20 protein-coding genes and 2 riboswitches are annotated in these 19,597 nt (G+C 65.6%); of the genes, 6 read left to right on the forward strand and 14 right to left on the reverse strand.

The features are described 5' to 3' along the window. Nucleotides 1–45: 45 nt before the first annotated feature. From LLJ08_RS16950 to LLJ08_RS16960, 3 genes are all read left to right on the forward strand, one after another. The gene (locus tag LLJ08_RS16950) at nucleotides 46–1,281 is read left to right on the forward strand and encodes an exonuclease SbcCD subunit D C-terminal domain-containing protein (RefSeq protein WP_228207534.1); all 1,236 of its coding nucleotides are present in this window, start codon (nucleotides 46–48) and stop codon (nucleotides 1,279–1,281) included. Next, entirely contained in the window at nucleotides 1,278–4,931 is a 3,654-nt protein-coding gene (locus LLJ08_RS16955) for an SbcC/MukB-like Walker B domain-containing protein (RefSeq protein ID WP_228207535.1), read from the forward strand. Before LLJ08_RS16950 ends, LLJ08_RS16955 begins: the two co-directional genes overlap by 4 nt. A gap of 243 nt (nucleotides 4,932–5,174) precedes the next feature. Continuing rightward, nucleotides 5,175–5,391, forward strand: a riboswitch (cobalamin riboswitch). A gap of 98 nt (nucleotides 5,392–5,489) precedes the next feature. Further along, entirely contained in the window at nucleotides 5,490–7,346 is a 1,857-nt protein-coding gene (locus LLJ08_RS16960; protein ID WP_228207536.1) for a TonB-dependent receptor domain-containing protein, read from the forward strand. A 22-nt stretch (nucleotides 7,347–7,368) separates the two neighbouring features. On the opposite strand, the gene LLJ08_RS16965 is transcribed toward LLJ08_RS16960, so the two are convergent. The 12 genes from LLJ08_RS16965 to nrdR all read right to left on the reverse strand — a co-directional run bounded on the left by LLJ08_RS16965 (nucleotide 7,369) and on the right by nrdR (nucleotide 16,275). Continuing rightward, nucleotides 7,369–8,169 carry a cobalamin-binding protein gene (locus LLJ08_RS16965; RefSeq protein WP_228207537.1) on the reverse strand — a complete coding sequence of 267 codons (801 nt, stop codon included), beginning with the start codon at nucleotides 8,167–8,169 and terminating at the stop codon, nucleotides 7,369–7,371. Then, nucleotides 8,169–8,576, reverse strand: coding sequence for a hypothetical protein (locus LLJ08_RS16970; protein ID WP_228207538.1), 408 nt, complete (start codon nucleotides 8,574–8,576; stop codon nucleotides 8,169–8,171). The genes LLJ08_RS16965 and LLJ08_RS16970 overlap by 1 nt, the downstream gene beginning before the upstream one ends. Further along, nucleotides 8,573–9,190 (reverse strand): GTP cyclohydrolase II, encoded by a 618-nt coding sequence (ribA, locus tag LLJ08_RS16975; protein WP_041014975.1) that lies wholly within the window; start codon nucleotides 9,188–9,190, stop codon nucleotides 8,573–8,575. The genes LLJ08_RS16970 and ribA overlap by 4 nt, the downstream gene beginning before the upstream one ends. Nucleotides 9,191–9,300: 110 nt before the next feature. Continuing rightward, nucleotides 9,301–9,948 carry a retropepsin-like aspartic protease family protein gene (locus tag LLJ08_RS16980; protein ID WP_101274534.1) on the reverse strand — a complete coding sequence of 216 codons (648 nt, stop codon included), beginning with the start codon at nucleotides 9,946–9,948 and terminating at the stop codon, nucleotides 9,301–9,303. A gap of 84 nt (nucleotides 9,949–10,032) precedes the next feature. Next, nucleotides 10,033–10,530, reverse strand: coding sequence for a phosphatidylglycerophosphatase A family protein (locus LLJ08_RS16985; protein WP_023444676.1), 498 nt, complete (start codon nucleotides 10,528–10,530; stop codon nucleotides 10,033–10,035). Nucleotides 10,531–10,578: 48 nt separating this feature from the next. Further along, nucleotides 10,579–11,541 (reverse strand): thiamine-phosphate kinase, encoded by a 963-nt coding sequence (gene thiL, locus LLJ08_RS16990; RefSeq protein WP_228207539.1) that lies wholly within the window; start codon nucleotides 11,539–11,541, stop codon nucleotides 10,579–10,581. 12 nt (nucleotides 11,542–11,553) lie between these two features. Continuing rightward, nucleotides 11,554–12,039, reverse strand: a complete 486-nt coding sequence (nusB, locus tag LLJ08_RS16995) for a transcription antitermination factor NusB (RefSeq protein WP_003281759.1) — start codon at nucleotides 12,037–12,039, stop codon at nucleotides 11,554–11,556. Next, nucleotides 12,036–12,512 carry a 6,7-dimethyl-8-ribityllumazine synthase gene (ribH, locus tag LLJ08_RS17000; RefSeq protein WP_003289143.1) on the reverse strand — a complete coding sequence of 159 codons (477 nt, stop codon included), beginning with the start codon at nucleotides 12,510–12,512 and terminating at the stop codon, nucleotides 12,036–12,038. Before ribH ends, nusB begins: the two co-directional genes overlap by 4 nt. 58 nt (nucleotides 12,513–12,570) lie before the next feature. After that, on the reverse strand, nucleotides 12,571–13,650 hold the full coding sequence (gene ribBA, locus LLJ08_RS17005) for a bifunctional 3,4-dihydroxy-2-butanone-4-phosphate synthase/GTP cyclohydrolase II (RefSeq protein WP_228207540.1): 1,080 nt from the start codon (nucleotides 13,648–13,650) through the stop codon (nucleotides 12,571–12,573). A gap of 11 nt (nucleotides 13,651–13,661) precedes the next feature. Next, nucleotides 13,662–14,324, reverse strand: a complete 663-nt coding sequence (locus LLJ08_RS17010; RefSeq protein ID WP_011912026.1) for a riboflavin synthase — start codon at nucleotides 14,322–14,324, stop codon at nucleotides 13,662–13,664. A 120-nt stretch (nucleotides 14,325–14,444) separates the two neighbouring features. Next, a riboswitch (FMN riboswitch) is annotated at nucleotides 14,445–14,583 on the reverse strand. Nucleotides 14,584–14,710: 127 nt separating this feature from the next. After that, nucleotides 14,711–15,811, reverse strand: coding sequence for a bifunctional diaminohydroxyphosphoribosylaminopyrimidine deaminase/5-amino-6-(5-phosphoribosylamino)uracil reductase RibD (ribD, locus tag LLJ08_RS17015; RefSeq protein ID WP_228207541.1), 1,101 nt, complete (start codon nucleotides 15,809–15,811; stop codon nucleotides 14,711–14,713). Next, nucleotides 15,808–16,275, reverse strand: a complete 468-nt coding sequence (nrdR, locus tag LLJ08_RS17020) for a transcriptional regulator NrdR (protein ID WP_003281766.1) — start codon at nucleotides 16,273–16,275, stop codon at nucleotides 15,808–15,810. The genes ribD and nrdR overlap by 4 nt, the downstream gene beginning before the upstream one ends. Before the next feature lie 112 nt (nucleotides 16,276–16,387). Between nrdR and LLJ08_RS17025 the strand changes: the two genes are divergently transcribed. The 3 genes from LLJ08_RS17025 to thpR all read left to right on the forward strand — a co-directional run bounded on the left by LLJ08_RS17025 (nucleotide 16,388) and on the right by thpR (nucleotide 18,057). Further along, nucleotides 16,388–16,813 carry a YbaY family lipoprotein gene (locus tag LLJ08_RS17025; protein ID WP_041014982.1) on the forward strand — a complete coding sequence of 142 codons (426 nt, stop codon included), beginning with the start codon at nucleotides 16,388–16,390 and terminating at the stop codon, nucleotides 16,811–16,813. After that, nucleotides 16,810–17,466, forward strand: a complete 657-nt coding sequence (locus LLJ08_RS17030; protein WP_041014983.1) for a class I SAM-dependent methyltransferase — start codon at nucleotides 16,810–16,812, stop codon at nucleotides 17,464–17,466. The genes LLJ08_RS17025 and LLJ08_RS17030 overlap by 4 nt, the downstream gene beginning before the upstream one ends. Nucleotides 17,467–17,538: 72 nt before the next feature. Then, on the forward strand, nucleotides 17,539–18,057 hold the full coding sequence (gene thpR, locus LLJ08_RS17035; RefSeq protein WP_228207542.1) for an RNA 2',3'-cyclic phosphodiesterase: 519 nt from the start codon (nucleotides 17,539–17,541) through the stop codon (nucleotides 18,055–18,057). 31 nt (nucleotides 18,058–18,088) lie between these two features. On the opposite strand, the gene yedF is transcribed toward thpR, so the two are convergent. Then, nucleotides 18,089–18,328, reverse strand: coding sequence for a sulfurtransferase-like selenium metabolism protein YedF (gene yedF, locus LLJ08_RS17040; protein ID WP_014821574.1), 240 nt, complete (start codon nucleotides 18,326–18,328; stop codon nucleotides 18,089–18,091). Further along, nucleotides 18,297–19,523: a selenium metabolism membrane protein YedE/FdhT gene (gene yedE / locus LLJ08_RS17045; protein ID WP_228207543.1), complete on the reverse strand. Its 1,227-nt coding sequence runs from the start codon at nucleotides 19,521–19,523 to the stop codon at nucleotides 18,297–18,299. The genes yedF and yedE overlap by 32 nt, the downstream gene beginning before the upstream one ends. Nucleotides 19,524–19,597: the final 74 nt, after the last annotated feature.

A 19,597-nucleotide genomic window follows, 5' to 3' on the forward strand; every position in this document is an offset into this window, starting at 1 on the left:
TCCAGCCGCGGTCCGTCGCGACACCTACGAAGAAAATTCCCTCGCATGCGCCTGATCCACACCTCCGACTGGCACCTCGGCCAGACCCTCCATGGCCAGGACCGCGACTTCGAACACGCACAATTCCTCGCCTGGCTGCTCGACCAGCTGGTCGCCCACCGCGCCGACGCCCTGCTCATAGCCGGGGACGTGTTCGACACGGTCAACCCGCCACTCAAGGCCCAGGAACGCCTCTACGATTTCATCGTCCGCGCCCACGAAAAACTCCCGCAGCTGGACATCGTGATGATCGCCGGCAATCACGACTCCGGCGGGCGTATCGAACTGCCAGCGCCGCTGATGAAGCGCCTCAACGCACACGCCGTCGGTCGCATCAGCTGGGTCGCCGAGGGCCAGCTGGATCACCAGCGGCTGCTGGTGCCGCTACACGACGCCGCTGGCAACACCGCCGCCTGGTGTCTCACCCTGCCCTTCCTGCGTCCGGCCGAAGTCACCGGAATGACGCTGGGCGACGACTACATGGCCGGCATCCGTCAGGTGCATGAACGCCTCATCGCCGCCGCCGAATCCGCACGCCAGCCCGGCCAGGCTCTGGTCGCCATGAGCCACGCGCACATGGCCGGCGGCGCGGTGTCGGAGGAGTCCGAGCGCAATATCGTTATCGGCAACGCCGAAGCGCTGCCGGCCAGCCTGTTTCCCGAATCGGTCGCCTACGTCGCCCTCGGCCACCTGCACAAGCCGCAGCAGGTCGCCGGGCAGTCGCGCATCCGCTACAGCGGCTCGCCGCTGCCGCTGTCCTTCGCCGAGGTCAACTACCCGCATCAGGTGCTGCTGGTCGAGCTCGACGGCGAGCAGCTGGCGCAGGTCGAAAGTCTGCCGGTGCCGCGCGCGGTGGAAATGATCCGCATCGGCCGCGCGCCCCTGGCCGAAATCATTACCGCGCTGGAAGCGCTGCCGCCCACCGGGCTGTTCGACGACAACCTGCCCTGGCTGGAGGTACGCGTGCTGCTCGACGAGCCGCTGCCGGACCTGCGCCAGCGCATCGAAACCGCGATAACCGGCAAGGCCTGCCGACTGGTGCGCATCGCCAGTGAATACGCCGGCAAGCGCGGCGAGACGGAATCGGAAGTGCTGCTCGGCCTCGACCAGATCACCCCGCAGGAGCTGTTCGCCCGCGCCTGGGAAGAACAGTACGGCAACCCGGCGGACGAGCAGGCGCTGGACGATTTCGCCACTTTGCTGCAACGAGTCGAGTTCGCACATGAGGAGGACGGTCGATGAAAATCCTCGCCATCCGTCTGAAGAACCTGGCCTCCTTGGCCGGCGAACAGATCATCGATTTCACCGCCGAGCCGCTGGCCAGCGCCGGACTGTTCGCCATCACCGGGCCTACAGGTGCCGGCAAGAGCACCATTCTCGACGCCCTGTGCCTGGCGCTGTTCGGCAGCACGCCACGGCTCGACAGCGTCTCACCGCTGAACAAGGTTCCCGACGTCGAAACCGAGATCGGCGGTGGCGACGAGCGCAACCTGCTGCGCCGCGGTTGTGGCAGCGGCTACGCAGAAGTGGATTTCGTCGGTGTCGACGGCCACCGCTACCGCGCGCGCTGGGAGGTCAGGCGTGCCAAAGAGAAGATCGACGGCAAACTGCAGGCCAGCAGCCAGAGCCTCACCGATCTGGACAGCGGCACGCTCCTGGCCAGCGGTAAAAAGCGCGAGTTCAAGGAACTGCTGGAAGCGCGTCTGGGGCTGACCCTGGCCCAGTTCACCCGCGCCGTGCTGCTGGCGCAGAGCGAGTTTTCCGCCTTCCTCAAGGCCGACGACAACGAGCGTGGCACCCTGCTGGAAAAGCTCACCGATACCGGCCTCTACAGTCGCCTCGGCCAGGCCTCGTTCGAGGCCGCCAAGCAGGCGAAGGAGAGCCTGACTCGCCTGGAACAGCAGGCCGGTGGCCTGCAACCACTGGAGCCCGAGCAGCGTGAAGTACTGGAGCGCGAACATCAGGCCCAGCTCGAAGAATTGAAGAAGCTGCAACAGCAGCTCAAGGAGCTGGAAGCCCAGCGGCAATGGCTCAGCGAACTGCAGCGCCTGGAAAACGAGCGCGAAGCCGCACGCCAGCAGCTGCAGGACGCCGAAGGCGAGCGCGAGAGCCTGACCGAGGCCCGCCGTATTCTCGACCTGTTCGAACGGCTCGCACCGCAGCGCCACCGCTTTCTGCGCCAGCAGGAACTCGAACCGCTGCTGGGCAAGGCCGCCGACAGCCTCGCTCGCCTGCAGCACGAGGCGCAAAGCCTGCAGCAACGTCTCGACACCTTGCAGAGCGAGTGCGAAGCGGCCAGCAACGACCTGCGTGCGGCCGAACAGGCGCGCCAGGACGCCGAGCCGCGGCTCGTCCAGGCGCGCCGTGAAGAAGAACGCCTACAGCATCTGAACGCCGACTTCGCCTCGATCCGCGAAGAAAGCGTCCAGGCCGATGCCGCGGCGAGCACCGGCGAGGCAACGCTCAAGCAGCTCGCCGAGCAGCAACAGCGCGCCGCCGAACAGCTAGCAACGCTGACGCAGCAACTCGAGACGAGCGCAGCGCTGCAACCACTTTGTGCAGCCTGGGGCGGTTACCGTCCGCGTCTGCAACAGGCCGTCCAGCTGGCGGCACGGCTGCAGCAAGGTCAGGGCGAACTCCCGGCACTGGAAGCGCAGGCCAAGGCTGCCGAAACCCGGCAAAGCCAGGCGCGCGAGGCGCTGGACAATCTGCAACGCGAGCGCGACAGCGAACTAGGGCTGGCCGAACAGCTGGCCGGTCTGCATCGACAGCTCGACGAATGGCGCCAGGCCGAGCGCGAAACCGAGGCCCTGCGCGAACTCTGGGCGCAGCAGCTCACGCTCACCGCCAGCCAGCGCGAACTGAGCGACGCCCACATCCGCCAGCAGGCCGAGCTGGACAGCCTGGTACCGCAGGGCAAACAGCTTCGTAGTGACCGTGATGCTGCCGAGCAGGCGCTCAAGGTCACCCTCGCCCTGCTTGAACGCCAACGCCTGGCACGCAGCGAGAATGTCGAAGCGCTGCGTGCGGCGCTCGTCCCCGGCGAGCCCTGCCCGGTCTGCGGCAGCGACGAGCATCCCTGGCAGCAGACCGACGCGCTGGTCGCCAGCCTAGATCAGCACGACGACAGCGAGGCCGAGCGCGCGCGCCAGTCGCTGCAGGAACAGGACCAGCGTCTGCAGGAACTGCGCGATCGCCATGTCGCGCTCAGCACGCAGTTGCGCCAGACGCAACAACGCCAGGGCGAAGTCGAGGTGCAGCTGCAGGCCCTGGCACCGCGCCTGCTAGCCCTGCCCGCACACTCGCGATTGCTTGAGCAGCCGGAAGCCGAGCGTTCGCAATGGCTGGCAGCGCAGCTGACGACACTCAAAGACCAGATCGCCAACACCAGCCAGCGTCAGCAGCAACTGCTCGCGCTGCAACAGCGCAGCGAAACCCTGCAGCAGGCCTGGCAGGCCGCGCGCGAGGCCTGCGTCGAGGCGACCCAGCAACTCGCCCGCCAACGCGATGCGCTCGCCCGCGATCACCAGCAGCTCGACGAGGAACTGCAAACCTTCGCCGAACTGCTGCCCACCGAACAACTGCAGCGTTGGCGCGAAAATCCGGCGCAGACCTTTATGCAGCTGGACACCAGCATCGCCACGCGGCTGCAGCAACTGCAGGCGCAGACCGAGCTGGCCGATGAGCTGCGCCAGTGCGAGCAGCGCCGCAGCGACGAGCAGTTGCAACAACGCCATCGCCAGGAGAAACAGGAAAGCTGCAGCGCACGACTGACCGAGCGCGAGAAACTGCTGCTGGCCTGCCAGCAGGCGCTGCGTACCAGCCTTGGCGAACAGACCAGCGCCAGCGCCTGGCAACGGCAGCTGGACGCGACCATCCAGGCTGCGCGGCAAACCCAGGCCGAGATTGATCGGCAGCTCAACGAGAGCAAGCTTGGCCTGACGCGGCTGCACAGCGAGCAGCAGAACTGTCGCCAGCGCCAAGCCGAACTGGAACAGGAACGCGACGCGCTGAATGCGGAACTGGCCACCTGGCGCACCAGCCACCCGCAGCTGGACGACGCCACCCTCGCCCAGCTGCTGCACATGGATGACCAGCTGATTGCCGAGGCGCGCCAGCGCCTGCAACAGAACGCCGAAACCCTGACCCGCTGTCGCGAGCGTCTGGACGGCTGCCTCAGTCGCCTGAACACGCACAAACTGCAGCAGGCCGAAACGCCGGACATCGAACGGCTGCAGCAGCGCCATGCCGAGCAACTGCAGCAATGCGAGCAGGCCGACCAGCGCTGCGCGGAAACCCGCGCCCAGCTGATCGACGACGACAAGCGCCGCAGCCAGAGCCAGGCGTTGCTCGCACAGATCGACGCCGCACGGGCCGAGCATCAGCGCTGGGGGCGCATCGCCGCCTTGATCGGCTCCAGCGACGGCGGCGCCTTCCGCAAGATCGCCCAGGCCTACAACCTCGACCTGTTGGTGCAGCATGCCAATGTGCAGCTGCGCCAACTGGCCCGGCGCTATCGGCTCAAGCGCGGCGGCAGCCCGCTGGGCCTACTGGTCATGGATACCGAGATGGGCGACGAGCTGCGCTCGGTGCATTCGCTGTCCGGCGGCGAGACCTTCCTCGTTTCGCTGGCCCTGGCGCTGGGCCTGGCCTCGATGGCCTCGAGCAAGCTCAGGATCGAGTCGCTGTTTATCGACGAAGGCTTCGGCAGCCTCGACCCCGAGTCGCTGCAGATCGCCATGGACGCGCTGGATTCGCTGCAGGCCCAGGGCCGCAAGGTGGCGGTGATCTCCCATGTGGCGGAAATGCACGAGCGCATTCCAGTGCAGATCCAGGTGCGCCGGCAGGGCAATGGGCAGAGTGATCTACAGATTGTCGGCGGGCTTTCATAAAGCTCAGCGCTGTCGCGCGGACATGCCGCCGTCGCTTGGCGACCGCCGGCACGACCTCGGTGGCTTCGAGCCCAATGTAGGCGCCCGCAAGTCAGCGCCGATCGCTGAACATTGCGCACCGTCGCGGCTGGATGTTTTTCGAGCAACGCTCGAGCGGCCCTGGGACGCGGCTTTGCTTGGAAACCACTGTCCTTGCGGCCATTCGTCCGCTTGTGTTTCCCCAGCACCGGCCGTAAGGTTCGCGCGTTTTCTTATCCGCCCAGGTGTGCACGACCGCAAGGTCCGCATTAAACGGGAAGCCGGTGCGCTCGATGAGCAAGGCCGGCGCTGCCCCCGCAACGGTAATCGACCGCGATGCTCAGGGATCGCCGTCCGCTCCACAGCCACTGTGTTCCGACATGGGAAGGTGAGCGTGATGCGTGTCGAAAGCCCGGAGACCGGCCTGACGGATTCGACTGGTGTTGCGGAGGGCAGCACCGTCAAGCGCTGCTGCCCGTCATCCCCCGCGCTTGTTCCTGCCCTCCTCAAAAGTCTGCGATCTTTTGAGGAATTCCAAGAATGAAACTGTCCCGACTTGCCCTGGCCGTGGCGCTGCTGCCTGGCGTGCAGGTGTTTGCTGCTGAGCAGGAGCTGCCAAGCATGCTCATTACCTCCGCCCGCCAGGCTGAACCGCGCGCCCAGGCGACGGCAGCCAATACCGTATTCACTCGCGCGGATATCGAACGGCTACAAGCCCGCAGCGTGCCCGAGCTGCTGCGGCGTGTGCCAGGCGTACAGGTGAGCAGCCCTGGCGGTGTGGCGTCGCTATCGCTGCGCGGCACCGGTACTGCACAAACGCTGGTGCTGGTCGATGGCCAACGCATTGCCTCGGCCACCAGCGGTTTCGCCCGCCTCGACTACCTGGCCATTGACAACATCGAGCGTGTCGAAGTGATCCGTGGCCCGCGCTCCTCGCTTTACGGCGCGGATGCCATTGGTGGCGTCATCCAGATCTTTACCCGTGGCGGCAAAACCGGAATAAACCCGGAAGTCCGCTTGGCCGCCGGCAGCGACCAGACCTTCCAGCGCAGCCTGAGCCTCGCAGCCGGAACGGAGCAGACTCGCGTCCACCTCGGCGCCAGCCTCGACGAGCGCGACGGCTTCGATATCACTCGCGACAACCGCGGCGCCGATCAGGACAACGATGGCCAGCGCAACAAGGCGCTGCACCTGAAGCTGGATCACCAGTTCGATGCAAACTGGAAAGCCGGCTTGAGTCTCAACGACCAGCGCGGCAAGAACGAGTATGACGACGCCAATGATTTCGAACCCGGAACGCCGCAGGACGAGTTTCGGGTCAGCAGTTACAGCGGCTACCTGGACGGTCAGTTGACCGACATGTGGAATAGCCGTCTGGAACTGGGTCGCAGCTTCGATCGTAATCACGCCGTCGGCGCCGGCAGCGCTTGGAACAACACCCTGTTGGAAACCACGCGTCATTCGGCGGCCTGGATAAATCGGCTGCAATTGAGCGAGCGCCACCAACTGAGCGTCGGCGGCGACTGGTATGAAGACCAACTCGACTCCGCGACGATTTTTCAGGAAGACAGCCGCGACAATTCGGCTTTCTTTGCCCAGCACAGCTTTCAAGGCGAGCGCTTTGGCACCGAGCTCGGGCTACGCCACGATGACAACCAGCAGTTCGGCAGCCACAACAGCTGGAATGCCGCTGTCAGCCTGCCAGTGAGTGAGTCGCAGCGCTGGATTCTGAGCTATGGCGAAGGCTTCCGCGCTCCAACATTCTCCGATCTTTACGGGCCGCCGTTGTGGGGACCGAATCCGGACCTCAAGCCGGAGACCTCGAAGACCTATGAGTTGCAATGGCGCGCCGAATTCGACGAGACCCAGCTGGAAGCCGCGCTTTATCGTACCGATGTCGAAGACATGATCGCCTGGGGCGAAAACCGGATGGGGAACGTCAGCCAGGCACGGATCAACGGTTTCGAAGCCAGTGCGGCGCGCGAACTGCTGGGCTGGCAGGCGAGCCTCGGCGTTAGCATCATCGATCCACGCGATCGGGACAGCGGCCATACTCTGGCGCGCCGGGCAAAGCGCACGCTCAGCATCGACCTTGATCGCACTTTCGGCACGCTTTCGGCTGGCGCCGGTTGGCACGTTTCCAGCGCTCGTTACGACACGATCGCAAACACCCGCGAGCTGTCCGGCTATGGCGTTTTTGATCTGCGCGCTGGCTGGCAGAGCCATCCGGAGCTGCGTTGGGAGGCGAAGGTCAACAACCTGTTCGACCGCGACTACGCGCTGGCGACCTACAACCGCCCAGACGGAACTAACTGGTGGGATCCGTCGCAGAATTACGGCTATCGCGAAGCGGGCCGCACCGCACTGTTCGCCGTCACCTGGACTCCCTCGCTGTAGCAGCGTCTACCGGCGCGCCCGCTCAGGGCGCAGCCGCCATCACCTCGCAGAGCTTCCTGATCGCCCCCAGCATCTGGAAGCTTGGGCGCTCCAGCCCCTTGTCGGGCACTTCAAGCAGTCGACCGCTGCGCACGGCACTGAGCTGCGGCCAGGCCTGCCACTCATCCAACTGCGCACCGCTACCGGCCAGAATGACTTCAGGATCGCGGGCGAGCACGGCTTCGATGCTGACCTGGGGCGCCGCCAGGGTCAGATCGGCGAAAACGTTTTGCCCACCACACACCTCGATCGCTTCGCTGATGATCTGCTGGCCGCCTAGGGTATACAGCGGGCGATTCCAGATCTGATAGAACACCCGCAGCGGCTCAGCGCGCGTGTAGTTGCTGCGTAATTCGGCGAGGCCTGCACGAAAGCGCCCGGCCAGTCGTTCGCCTTGTTCGGCGCGCCCGACGGCATTACCCACTACAACGAACTGCTCGGCCAGCCCTTCGAGACGGGTCTGCTCGACAACCAGAACGGGAATACCGAACTGCTGCAACTGCTCACGCTGACTGCGCGGCACACTGTCCGGCCAGAGCAGCACGAGATCAGGGCGCAAGCTGAGCAGGGTTTCCATCTCCACCTGGCCATAGCGTCCAACCGAAGGCACCGACTGCAGCGCCGCTGGGCGCTCGCCACCATCCAGGACGCCAACCAGCCGGTCGGCGGCATCGAGTTCGAGCATGATCTCGCTGAGCGATGGCGCCAGGCTCACTACTCGCTCGGCAGCCAACGCAGGCAATGACGCCAGGGAAACCAGCGCGGCAAGCAGCAGACGCCGCATCAATGCAATTGCCGCGGAATGCGGTAGAGCACCAGCAACACCAGGCTACCGAACACCAGCAGCAGGCGGGCAACCGGCTCCATGCCGAACAGCGCACCCGCAGCGCCGAACCAGGCCGGTAATGAGGCGATCAGCAGACCGCGACGGCGCACGCGACGCAGATCGTTCCAGGCGTCGTCCTCCGCCGGCCCGTTCAGCGCCTGCTCGGTGGCGATCAGCGCATGTTTGAAGCGGGTGAAGGCCCGCAGGCTGAAGAACAGCGAGGTGAGGCCTGCAGCGAAGAGTGGCAGACCCCAGTCGGCAAACACCACCGATGTGCGCCCAAGCACCAGCACCGGCAGCACCATCAGCAGCGTATGCAGCCAGCCGTCACGTGCGAGCTGGCGAAGGGCGGCGGCGCGCGTCACGACTGCTCGGCTTCGCCTTGGTGAATCTCGCCGAGCATGTGGCCGAGCTTGCCGGCCTTGGTGGCGAGGTAGTTGCGGTTGTACGGGTTATGCGCGATCTGCAATGGCTTGCGTTCGGCGACGCGAATGCCGAAGCCCTGCAGCGCCTTGACCTTGCGTGGGTTGTTGGTCATCAGCTTGATCTCGGCGATGCCCAGGTGCTCGAGCATCGGCAGGCAGATGCCGTAGTCGCGCATGTCCGGGGCGAACCCCAGACGCTCGTTGGCTTCGACGGTGTCGGCGCCGGCATCCTGCAGTTCGTAAGCGCGAATCTTGTTCAGCAGGCCGATACCACGGCCTTCCTGGCGCAGATAGAGCAGCACGCCGCGGCCCTCGTCGGCAATCGCGCGCAGTGCCGCTTCGAGCTGGAAGCCGCAGTCACAGCGCAGGCTGAACAACGCATCGCCGGTCAGGCACTCGGAGTGCAGACGCCCCAGCACCGGCTTGCCATCGGCCACGTCGCCGAGCGTCAGCGCGACATGTTCCTTGCCAGTGTCCTGGTCGAGAAAACCATGCATGGTGAACACACCGAACGGCGTCGGCAGTTGGGAAGCGGCGACGAACACGACAGACACGGGCGGAAATCCCAGGAGGCAGAAAAGCGGACATTGTAACACCAACTAACCGCGAATCTGGCTGGAGAGTTTGGTCGTCGACCGCGCCTATCGTGCCGTCAGGAAGCCGCTCAGGAGGTTTTCGACTCCAGCACCAGCACGCCCTGCTCCTCGCGCCAGCTGACGCGCCCGAGAAAGCTCATGCCGAGCAGCGCTTCGGTAGGCGAACCGCCCTCGACGACCACCGCGTCCACGCCGAGCACCTCGATCGCCCCGACCTTGACGCTGTTGAGATGCACGCGCCAGGCCTTCGCCGTACCGCTGGCGGTGCTCACCACCATGGGCCGACCGTTGACGCGGTAGTCGATGCCCAAGCGACGGGCCTGATGTTCGTTGATCGCCACCGAGGTGGCGCCGGTATCAACGAGAAACTGAATCGACTGGCCGTTGATCGCCCCGGCGATCCAGTAATGGCCGCCGGTGCCCTTTGCGACGCTCAGCTGGGTCTTGCTTGGCGCCGCGTAGGCGCCGCTGTATTCGCGACTCAGGTTGTAATGACGCTCAACGCCGTCGACGCGCAGTACCGCACCGCTGGCATCGGCGCTCACCACCTGGACGCCGCCAGGGCCGGTCTGGCCGACCCTTACCAGCTTGCGCTGACCGTCGACATTGACCACCGCAGCGCCCGGAAATAGCCCGACCACTTGCACCATGGGTGCGGCCTGCGCCAGCGCGGGCAGGAGCAACAGGCTGGCGAACAGAACGGAGACGCTACGCATGGCTATTTCTTCCTCGAAACCGGGCCCGGGGCGAACGCCGATCATCCTTCAATGGCCGACTGCCTGCAGCGACCGGACGCACAATCAAACCAACAGCGCCACCAGCCCCTGCATGACCGCCCAGGCCGCGACACCGGCGAGGATATCGTCGAGCATAATCCCCACCCCGCCATGGATATGCCGATCCACCCAGCTGATCGGCCAGGGTTTGGCGATATCCATCACACGGAACACCACGAAGCCGAGCAGCATCCAGTACCAGCCTTCCGGCACCAGCCAGAAAGTGATCCAGATACCGACGAACTCGTCCCAGACGATTCCTTCGTGGTCGTGCACGCCGAGTTCGCGCGCCACCTTGCCGCACAGCCAGACGCCGAACAGCATGGTCAGGCCGAGCATCAGCAGATAACCCCAGCCTGGCAGCAGTTGCCACAGCGGCACGAACGGCAGTGCTACCAGCGAACCCCAGGTTCCCGGTGCCTTGGGCATCAGCCCGGAGCCGAAGCCGAACGCCAGGTTGTGCCAGGGGTCGGACCAGACCAGGGTTTGCGGCTTGGCCGCGACTGGTGAGGATTCAGTCAAAACAGCGTTCCTTTCTCGGATCGGAGGCAAGCGATCGCATCGCAGCACTTACGCATTGAAATGGTTGTAACCACGTTCGGACACAGCGACTTCATTACCCGCCGCATCGATCAGCTGCACACCCTCCCCTGCCAACACCCGGCCGATGACCTGTACCGGCCAGCCGGCGGCCTGCAGTGATACGAGCTCAGCAGCCGGCAGGGTGAACGCCAGCAGGTAGTCGTCGCCGCCGGCCAGCGCGCAACGCAGCGCTTCGGCGTCGCCGGCGAAGCGCCGCAAAGGTTCGGACAGCGGCAGGCGATCACGCTCGATCTGCAAGGCCACGCCCGAAGCCTTGGCGATATGCCCACAATCGGCCAGCAGACCGTCGGAGATATCCAGCGCCGCCGTGGCCTTGCCTCGCAGCGCTTCACCCAGGGCCAGCTGCGGTTGCGGCGACCAGTAGCGTGCCAGCAGGTGTTCGGCGACGTCCGCATCGGCTTCGGCCTGGCGCAGCACCAGCGGCAGGGCACCAGCCGCCTCACCGAGCACACCGCCGACACAGAGCAGATCGCCGACCTGCGCGCCGGACCGAACCAGCGCCAGCCCGGACGGCACCCGGCCGAACACGGTGACGGTCAGGCTCAGCGGGCCGCGGGTGGTGTCGCCACCAATCAAACGCAGGCTGCAATCAAGCGCCATCGAATCCAGGCCACGGGCAAGTTCCGCCAGCCAGAGTGGATCGCCAGCAGGCAAGGTCAGGGCGAGGGTGAAGCCGATGGGCGCGGCGCTCATGGCGGCAAGATCACTGGCCGCCACGGCCAGCGCGCGCTGCCCGAGCAGGAAGGGATCGCAGGGATCGGGGAAATGCACCCCGGCGACCAGGGTATCGGTGGAAACAGCCAGCTGTTCGCCGACCGGAAGCTGCAGCAGGGCACAATCATCGCCAATGCCGAGAACGACTTCGCCGCCAGCCCTGGCACAAGCGGCGGCGGCGAAGTAGTGACGGATCAGCTCGAACTCACCCAGCAAGGCGAGCAGCCCTCAGCGCTTGTGGTTGCGCACTTCGGCGCTGCGCAGCGTGGGCGCCAGCTTGTCCAGCACGCCGTTGACGAACTTGTGCCCGTCGGTGGCGCCATAGACCTTGGCCAGCTCGATGCCTTCGTTGATGACCACGCGGTAAGGCACGTCGATGCGCTGCATCAGCTCGTAGGTGGACAGCCGCAGAATCGCCAGCTCCACCGGATCGAGCTCGTCCAGCGGACGGTCGAGATTCGGCGCGATGGCACCGTCGACTTCGCTCTTGCTGCGTGCGACACCGGTCAACAGCTCGTGGAAGTAGCTTCCGTCCACCCCGGAGAAATCGTTGTCGACGCGAAACTGCGCCTCGATTTCGTTGAGGCTCTGACCGGCCATGTGCCACTGATACAGCGCCTGCATCGCCAGGCTGCGGGCAACCCGGCGCGTGGCGATCTTGCCCTTGGCCTTGGGCTGGGGAGCGTCCTGGCTATCGTCGTGATTCAGGCTCACTTCGCCTCCAGCTGCGACAGCAGGCTCACCATTTCCAGTGCGGAAAGTGCGGCTTCGGCGCCCTTGTTGCCGGCCTTGGTGCCGGAGCGCTCGATGGCCTGTTCGATGGAATCGACGGTCAGTACGCCGAAGGCGACCGGCACACCGAATTCCATGGAAACCTGAGCCAGACCCTTGGTGCATTCGCCGGCAACGTATTCGAAGTGCGGCGTGCCGCCACGAATGACCGCCCCGAGAGCGACGATGGCGTCGTATTCACCCTGCTGGGCGACCTTCTGCGCAACCAGCGGAATCTCGAAGGCACCCGGTGCACGGATGATGGTGATGTCGTTCTCGCTGACGCCGTGGCGAACCAGCGCATCGACCGCGCCGCTGACCAGGCTCTCGACGACGAAGCTGTTGAAGCGGCCTACGACCAGGGCGTATTTGCCCTGCGGGGCGATGAAGGTTCCTTCGATGGTCTTCAGGGGCATGGGTGCTTTCTCATCTCTTTAAAGAACGAAGGCGCCGCGGACTGCGCGGCGCCTCTGATTATTCGGCCGGGAGGTATTCTACAACTTCCAGATCGAAGCCGGATATCGCGTTGAACTTCATCGGCGCGCTCATCAGGCGCATCTTGCGTACACCAAGATCACGCAGGATCTGCGAACCGGCACCGACGGTGCTGTAGGTCGCCGGGGTCGGCGGCTGCTGACGGGTCAGCTGCGCCAGCAACTGCGGGCCGGTCAGCGGGTTGCCGAGCAGCAGCACAACGCCCTTGCCGGCCTTGGCCACTTCGCTCATTGCCGCGCGCAGGCTCCAGCGGCCCGGCACGGTGACCAGCAGCAGATCACGCAGCGGCTCCATGTTGTGCACGCGCACCAGCGTCGGCTCCTCGGGGGAAATCTCGCCGCGGGTCAGTGCCATGTGCACGGTGTCCTCGACGCCGTCGCGGTAGGTGACCAGGTTGAACTGACCCAGCTCGGTTTCCAGCGGCTGCTCGGAAACCCGCTCCACGGTGCGCTCGTGGATCATGCGGTAGTGGATCAGGTCGGCGATGGTGCCGATCTTCAGCCCATGCTGCTCGGCGAACAGCTCAAGCTGCGGGCGGCGCGCCATGGTGCCGTCGTCGTTCATGATCTCGCAGATCACGCCGGATGGTTCGAAGCCTGCCATGCGCGCCAGATCACATGCCGCCTCGGTGTGACCGGCACGCGCCAGTACGCCGCCCGGCTGCGCCATCAGCGGGAAGATGTGACCAGGGCTGACGATGTCCTCGGCTTTCGCTGCTCGCGCTACAGCTGCCTGCACGGTACGAGCGCGGTCGGCCGCGGAAATGCCGGTGGTCACGCCTTCAGCCGCCTCGATGGAAACGGTGAATTTGGTGCCGAAACCGGAACCATTGCGCGGCGCCATCAGCGGCAGTTTGAGCAGCTCACAGCGCTCGCGGGTCATCGGCATGCAGATCAGGCCGCGGGCGAAGCGTGCCATGAAGTTGATGTGCTCGGCGGTCACGCACTCGGAGGCGACGATGATGTCGCCCTCGTTCTCGCGGTCCTCGTCATCCATGAGGATGACCATCTTGCCGGCGCGGATGTCTTCGATCAGTTCTTCAGCGGTATTGAGCGCCATGGGGCGTCTCCTCAATTCTTCAGGTAGCCGTGCTCGGCGAGAAAACCTTCGGTGAGCCCCGAGGCCTTGGGTTCGGCGGCCTTGTCGCCCATCATCAGGCGCTCCAGGTAACGCGCCAGCAGGTCGACTTCCAGGTTCACCTGCCGCCCGGGGCGGTAGTCGGCCATGATGGTTTCGCCGAGGGTGTGCGGCACGATGGTCAGCTCGAACTCCGCGCCGTTGACCGCATTGACCGTGAGGCTGGTGCCGTCCACGGTGATCGAGCCCTTGAGCGCGATGTACTTGGCCAGCTCGCGCGGCGCACGGATGCGGAACTGCACGGCGCGGGCGTTATCTTCACGCGCCACGACCTCGCCGACGCCGTCGACGTGACCGCTGACCAGATGGCCACCAAGGCGGCTGGTAGGCGTCAGGGCCTTTTCCAGATTGACCCGACTGCCGGCCTTGAGGTCGATAAAGGCGGTGCGCGCCAGGGTTTCGCGGCTGACGTCGGCCCAGAAGCCGTTGCCCGGCAGCTCGACCGCAGTCAGGCAGACGCCGTTGACCGCGATGCTGTCGCCCAGTTTGACGTCGCCCAGATCCAGCTTGCCGGTTTCGACCAGCACGCGTACGTCGCCGCCCTTGGGCGTGAGCGCACGGATGGTGCCGATGGCTTCGATTATTCCGGTGAACATGTGGCCTCCCGAGGAAGGCGGGTAAAACGCTGCATACGACGAACTCCTGTTTTTGAAAAACAGGGCGCTACGGATCGATAGGGATGCATGACGGGCGCACGGACGGCGTCCATCGGGATATCCCGCTCTCTCTCATCCGGACTATACCGTCGGCCCCGGAATCACACCGGGTCTGCTGACCTTGCCTGGGCAAGCGCTCGCGGGCTAGGCCGTGGCCATTACCGCCGGTGGGGAATCGCACCCCGCCCTGAGAACGTTGGGCCGCTTGCGGCCCGGCAGCGTTTTTAACACAAATAGCGGCGCGGGGCAGCCCGATATCGCCAGATAGCAGCTATGAGGGTGCAAGACACAGGCTATCGGCGGACACAGCCGACACGGGTTGCCGATCAGCTGGCCGGACGCGCCACCATCTTCCAGTCGTCACCCACCGCACGGATGTCGACGATCTTCAGCTCGCGCGCCTCGCTCATGCGCTCGAGCGGAAGCTCCAGCAGCGGCCGCGCGGAGGAGCCGAGAAACTTGGCCGCCATGAACACCTGGTATTCGTCGATCAGGCCGAGGCTGGCGAACGCGCCGACCAGCCGCGGTCCGGCCTCGACCAGCACCTCGTTGGCACCACGGGCAGCCAGCTCGCGCAGCAGCGCGGCCAGGTCGACCCGCTCCTGCCCCAGCACCAGCGCCTCGTGGCCGGCGCGACGATAGGTCTCCTCGCAGCCGGCGACCGCCGTGACGACCAGCGCCGGACCAGCCTGAAAGAACGGCGCATCCAGCGGCACGCGCAGCCGACCATCGACCAGCACCCGCAGCGGCGGGCGCTGCAGCGCCAGCGCGGTGGTTTCCGCATCCAGCCCCAGCTCGGCCCCGCGCACGGTCAGCCGCGCGGCATCCATGAGCACGGTGTCTGCGCCGGTCAGTACCACGCTGGAACGGGCGCGCAAGCGCTGCACCTCGGCGCGGGCGGCCGGGCCGGTGATCCACTGGCTCTCGCCGCTGGCCATCGCGGTACGCCCGTCCAGGCTCATCGCCAGCTTGGCACGAACGAACGGCAGGCCGCTTTCCATACGTTTGATAAAGCCGCAGTTGAGCTCGCGCGCCTCGGCTTCCAGCACGCCGCTGGCGACCTCGATGCCGGCGCTGCGCAGCAGCTCCAGACCGTTCCCGGCGACCTGCGGATTGGGGTCCTGCACGGCCGCCACCACGCGTCCAACGCCAGCCCTGACCAGCGCTTCGGCACAGGGCGGCGTACGCCCGTAATGGCTGCAGGGTTCGAGGGTGACGTACGCGGTGGCGCCGCGGGCGCGCTCACCGGCCTGGCGCAGCGCATGGACTTCGGCATGCGGCTCGCCGGCACGCACATGCCAACCTTCACCGACCAGCTCGCCATCAGCGACGATGACGCAACCGACCCGCGGGTTCGGATGGGTCGAATACAGCCCCTTGCGCGCCAACTGCAGCGCGCGGGCCATCCAGGCGTGATCAGTAGTCATTCGGGCTTCGCGGGCTCGCGGGACAGCCGCTCGATCTCCTCGCGGAATTCGTTGAGGTCCTGGAAGCGGCGGTAGACCGAGGCAAAGCGGATATAGGCGACCTCGTCGAGCTTCTGCAGCTCGGCCATCACCAGCTCGCCGAGCACCCGCGACTTGATTTCGCGCTCGCCGGTGGCGCGCAGCTGATGCTTGATATGGGCGATGGCCGCTTCGAGACGCTCGACGCTGACCGGACGCTTTTCCAGCGCACGCTGCATGCCGGCGCGCAGTTTCTGCTCGTCGAACGGCTGTCGGCTGCCATCGGACTTGATCAGGCGCGGCATCACCAGCTCGGCGGTTTCGAAGGTGGTGAAACGCTCGCCACAGGCCAGACACTCGCGGCGACGGCGCACCTGATCGCCCTCGGCAACCAGGCGGGAATCGATGACCTTGGTATCGTTGGCGGCACAGAAGGGACAATGCATGGGGCTGAAATCGGTCGTACGTCGGGACGGCCATGGTAGCGCATCCGACCCGCAAGACAAGGCGACGGCTTTGCTGCTATACAACCCGCAATCGTCGTTCAGGAGGCTGTCCGTGCCGCCACGTTTTTTCGTTCTCCCTGCCTTCCTGGCCTTGCTCGCCGGCTGCAGCAGCCAACCCAGCGAGCCGCCGACCGCGCCGGTCGAGCTGAGCACGGCCCCGCATTCCAAATTGCTCAACGAACTGAGCGGCAGCCTGATCGGCGCGCCGGCGGGCAGCGACGTCGAACTCGCCTTGCTGGAAGTCGATCGCCGTGACCAGCCAGACCGCCTGCTGAGCAACGTGCAGCTCAAGGGCCGCGGCAGCGAATTGCCATTCATCCTGCAGTTCAACCCGGACACTTTTCGTCCGGGCCAGCGCGTGGAGCTGCGCGGCCGTGTCACGCGAGCGGGACAGCTGATCATGCGCCTGCCATCGCGCAGCATTGCCAGCCCCGCCAGCCAGGCGCTCGGCCCGCTACAGCTGGTCCCGGCGCCGTGACGGCACCGGCACCCTTACAGGCGGCATTGAACGATCTGCTGGGCGACGCACGCCTGGTTGCCGAGCCGCTGCCGGGCACCGATCTGCGACTCTGGCTGATCGACGCTGCCAACATGGATCGCGCCTTCAGCCCCGAGGAAACCCGGCGGATACTCGAAGAGCCGCCGTACTGGAGCTTTTGCTGGGCCAGCGGCCTGGTGCTGGCGCGCTGGCTGGCCGAACGGCCGGAATGGGTGCGTGGCAAGCGCGTGCTGGATTTCGGCGCGGGCTCGGGCGTCGCCGCCATCGCCGCCGCCAAGGCCGGCGCGGTCGAGGTGGTGGCCTGCGATCTCGATCCGCTGGCGCTCGCGGCCTGCCAGGCCAACGCCGCGCTGAACGAGGTCGAGCTACGCTATTCGCAGGACTTCTTCGGCGAGGCGGATCGCTTTGATCTGATCATCGTCGCTGACGTGCTCTATGACCGAGCTAACCTGCCGCTGCTGGATCACTTCCTCAGCCGAGGCCGGGAAGCGCTGGTGGCCGACTCACGGGTGCGCGATTTCGCTCATCCGCTGTATCGGCGCCTGGACGTGCTGGATGCCTGCACCTGGCCGGATCTGGCAGAGCCTGCGGAGTTCAGGCACGTGAGCCTCTATCACGCTGCAAGGAGCTGAAGAGTCTGAGCCAGGGTGAAAAACCGCGAAGCGTTTTCCACCAATCTGTGCCGCTGCGACCGGGGACCCGCCATGATCGACAACACCCTGCGCCTGTTCTTCGCCCTGCCCTGCCCGCCCGAGCAGGCGGCAGCCGTCTGCGCTTGGCGTGAAGACCAGGCCCTCGACGGCAGAGCCGTATCGCGGGACAACCTGCACCTGACCCTGGCCTTTCTTGGCGCACAACCGAGAGAACACCTCGACGCCCTGCTGCAGATGGCTGCAACCGTGCACGCCGAAGCTTTCAGCCTGACCCTCGACCGCCTGACCACCATCGGCAAAGGTTTCATCTGCCTGCAGCCCGCTAGCACACCACTCGCGCTGCTGCAGCTGGTCGAAGCACTGAGCGAACGGCTGGCAGCGCTTGGCGTCGTGCTCGACTGCCGGCCATTCCTGCCGCACCTGACGCTGAGCCGCCAGGCCCGGAGCCGAGCGCAGCAACCGGCGCCAGACTTCACCTGGCACGTCGATCGCTTCGTGCTCTACCGTTCAGTCAATACGGCGGACGGCGTGCGCTACGACGAGCTGGGCAGCTGGCCACTTCTGCCATAACAACCCTTCAAGGCCGCCATGGCGCAGTCTCTCAACGCGGCACTTCGATCAGAAAACGGAACAGCGCACCGTGCTGTTCCACCGCCAGGCAGTTGTAACCGTTGGCCTTGGCATCTTCAGGGATGCCATGTACCGACTGCGAGCAGTCGGTCACCACTTCGAGCAACTGCCCCGGCTGCATGGTTTCCAGGGTTTCCAGCGTAGCGATGGCGTTGTACGGGCAATGCTCGCCACGCAGATCAAGCGAGAGATTCGGTTTGGCCTGGCTCACGGGCAGGGCTCCTTTTCGATTGGAAACGACGTGCATTGAGGTGCACCAGCAACATGGCGACGGCCAGGCCGGCGAAGGTCAGCAGCAAGCCACTGGCCGGGCCAAAGCTCTCCAGCAGATTGATCTTCGGATAGGGCAGTGCCAGCGAGGTGCCGAGTTCGTCCCAGTAGACCGCCACCAGAGTACCGCCGATAACGTTGCCGACGCCGACCACCCAGAAATGCACCTGCCCTTCCATGGCGCGATACATCCAGCCGGTTTCGCAGCCGCCGGCAACGACGATACCGATGCCGAACAGCACCCCACCGATGATTGCGTTCGGCCCCATCCAGAAAATCTTCGGGCTTGCCCCTAGCGCGATGGCACCGAAAGTACCGACGCAAGCCACAGCCATGCCCAGCAGGATGCCGTAGGCAGCGCGGGTTCGGCCGGTGGTCCAGAGATCGCGCGCGGCACTGGTAAAGCAGATCTGTGCGCGCTCGATCAGCCCGCCGAACAGGAGTCCGAACAGCACCGCCATGCCGAGCACCAGCGAGACATCGAAACGCCAGGCAGCGAAGGCGACCGCAAGCACCGCGACCGCCGTGCCGATCCGGGCCTGCACCGTGGCCCGCCGCCGCGTGCCTTCCGCGTCGCCGAACAGCGAGCTGGCCTGGCTGCCGACCTTCAGCGGCGTGCGCAACCAGGGCAACAAGCAGATCTTCACGCCGATCCAGGCACCACCCACGGTAGCCAACATGAAAGCCCAGGCGTGCAGCGAGAACATCGGAATGCCGGTGAAGAAAGCCGCCAGATTGCAACCCATTGCCAGGCGCGCGCCGAAGCCGGCGACCACCCCGCCGATCAGCCCCTGCAACAGGCGGCGCTTGCTGGTCGGCCAGCGCAGGCTGACGTTGTTTGCCCACAGCGCCGCACACAGTGCGCCAAGCAACATGCCGATGATCATCACGCCATCCACGCGATCGAGCGGCGTGCCGGACAAGCCGATCAGCTTGAAGTAACTCCACTCCTCGGGTGCGTAGCCGAACCAGGAAATGACGTGCCCACCCCAGCGAGTGAACTCGCCGGTGACGGCCCAGAAGGTGCCAGTTATGGCGAAGTAGTAAGCGGAAGCGACGCCCAGCGCGACAAGCGCGGGCAGCGGCGACCAGAAGCGCACGAGGTAGCGCTCCCGGAAGTCGGAGAGAACGGACATGTGAAGCTCCTTATGACGCGCGACTGCAAACGCCGCACCGGTCTAGGAAAAGGGTTGCGCCACGATGAGCCGGC

The organism is Stutzerimonas chloritidismutans (assembly GCF_020783375.1).
In the GTDB taxonomy this organism is placed as follows: domain Bacteria; phylum Pseudomonadota; class Gammaproteobacteria; order Pseudomonadales; family Pseudomonadaceae; genus Stutzerimonas; species Stutzerimonas kunmingensis.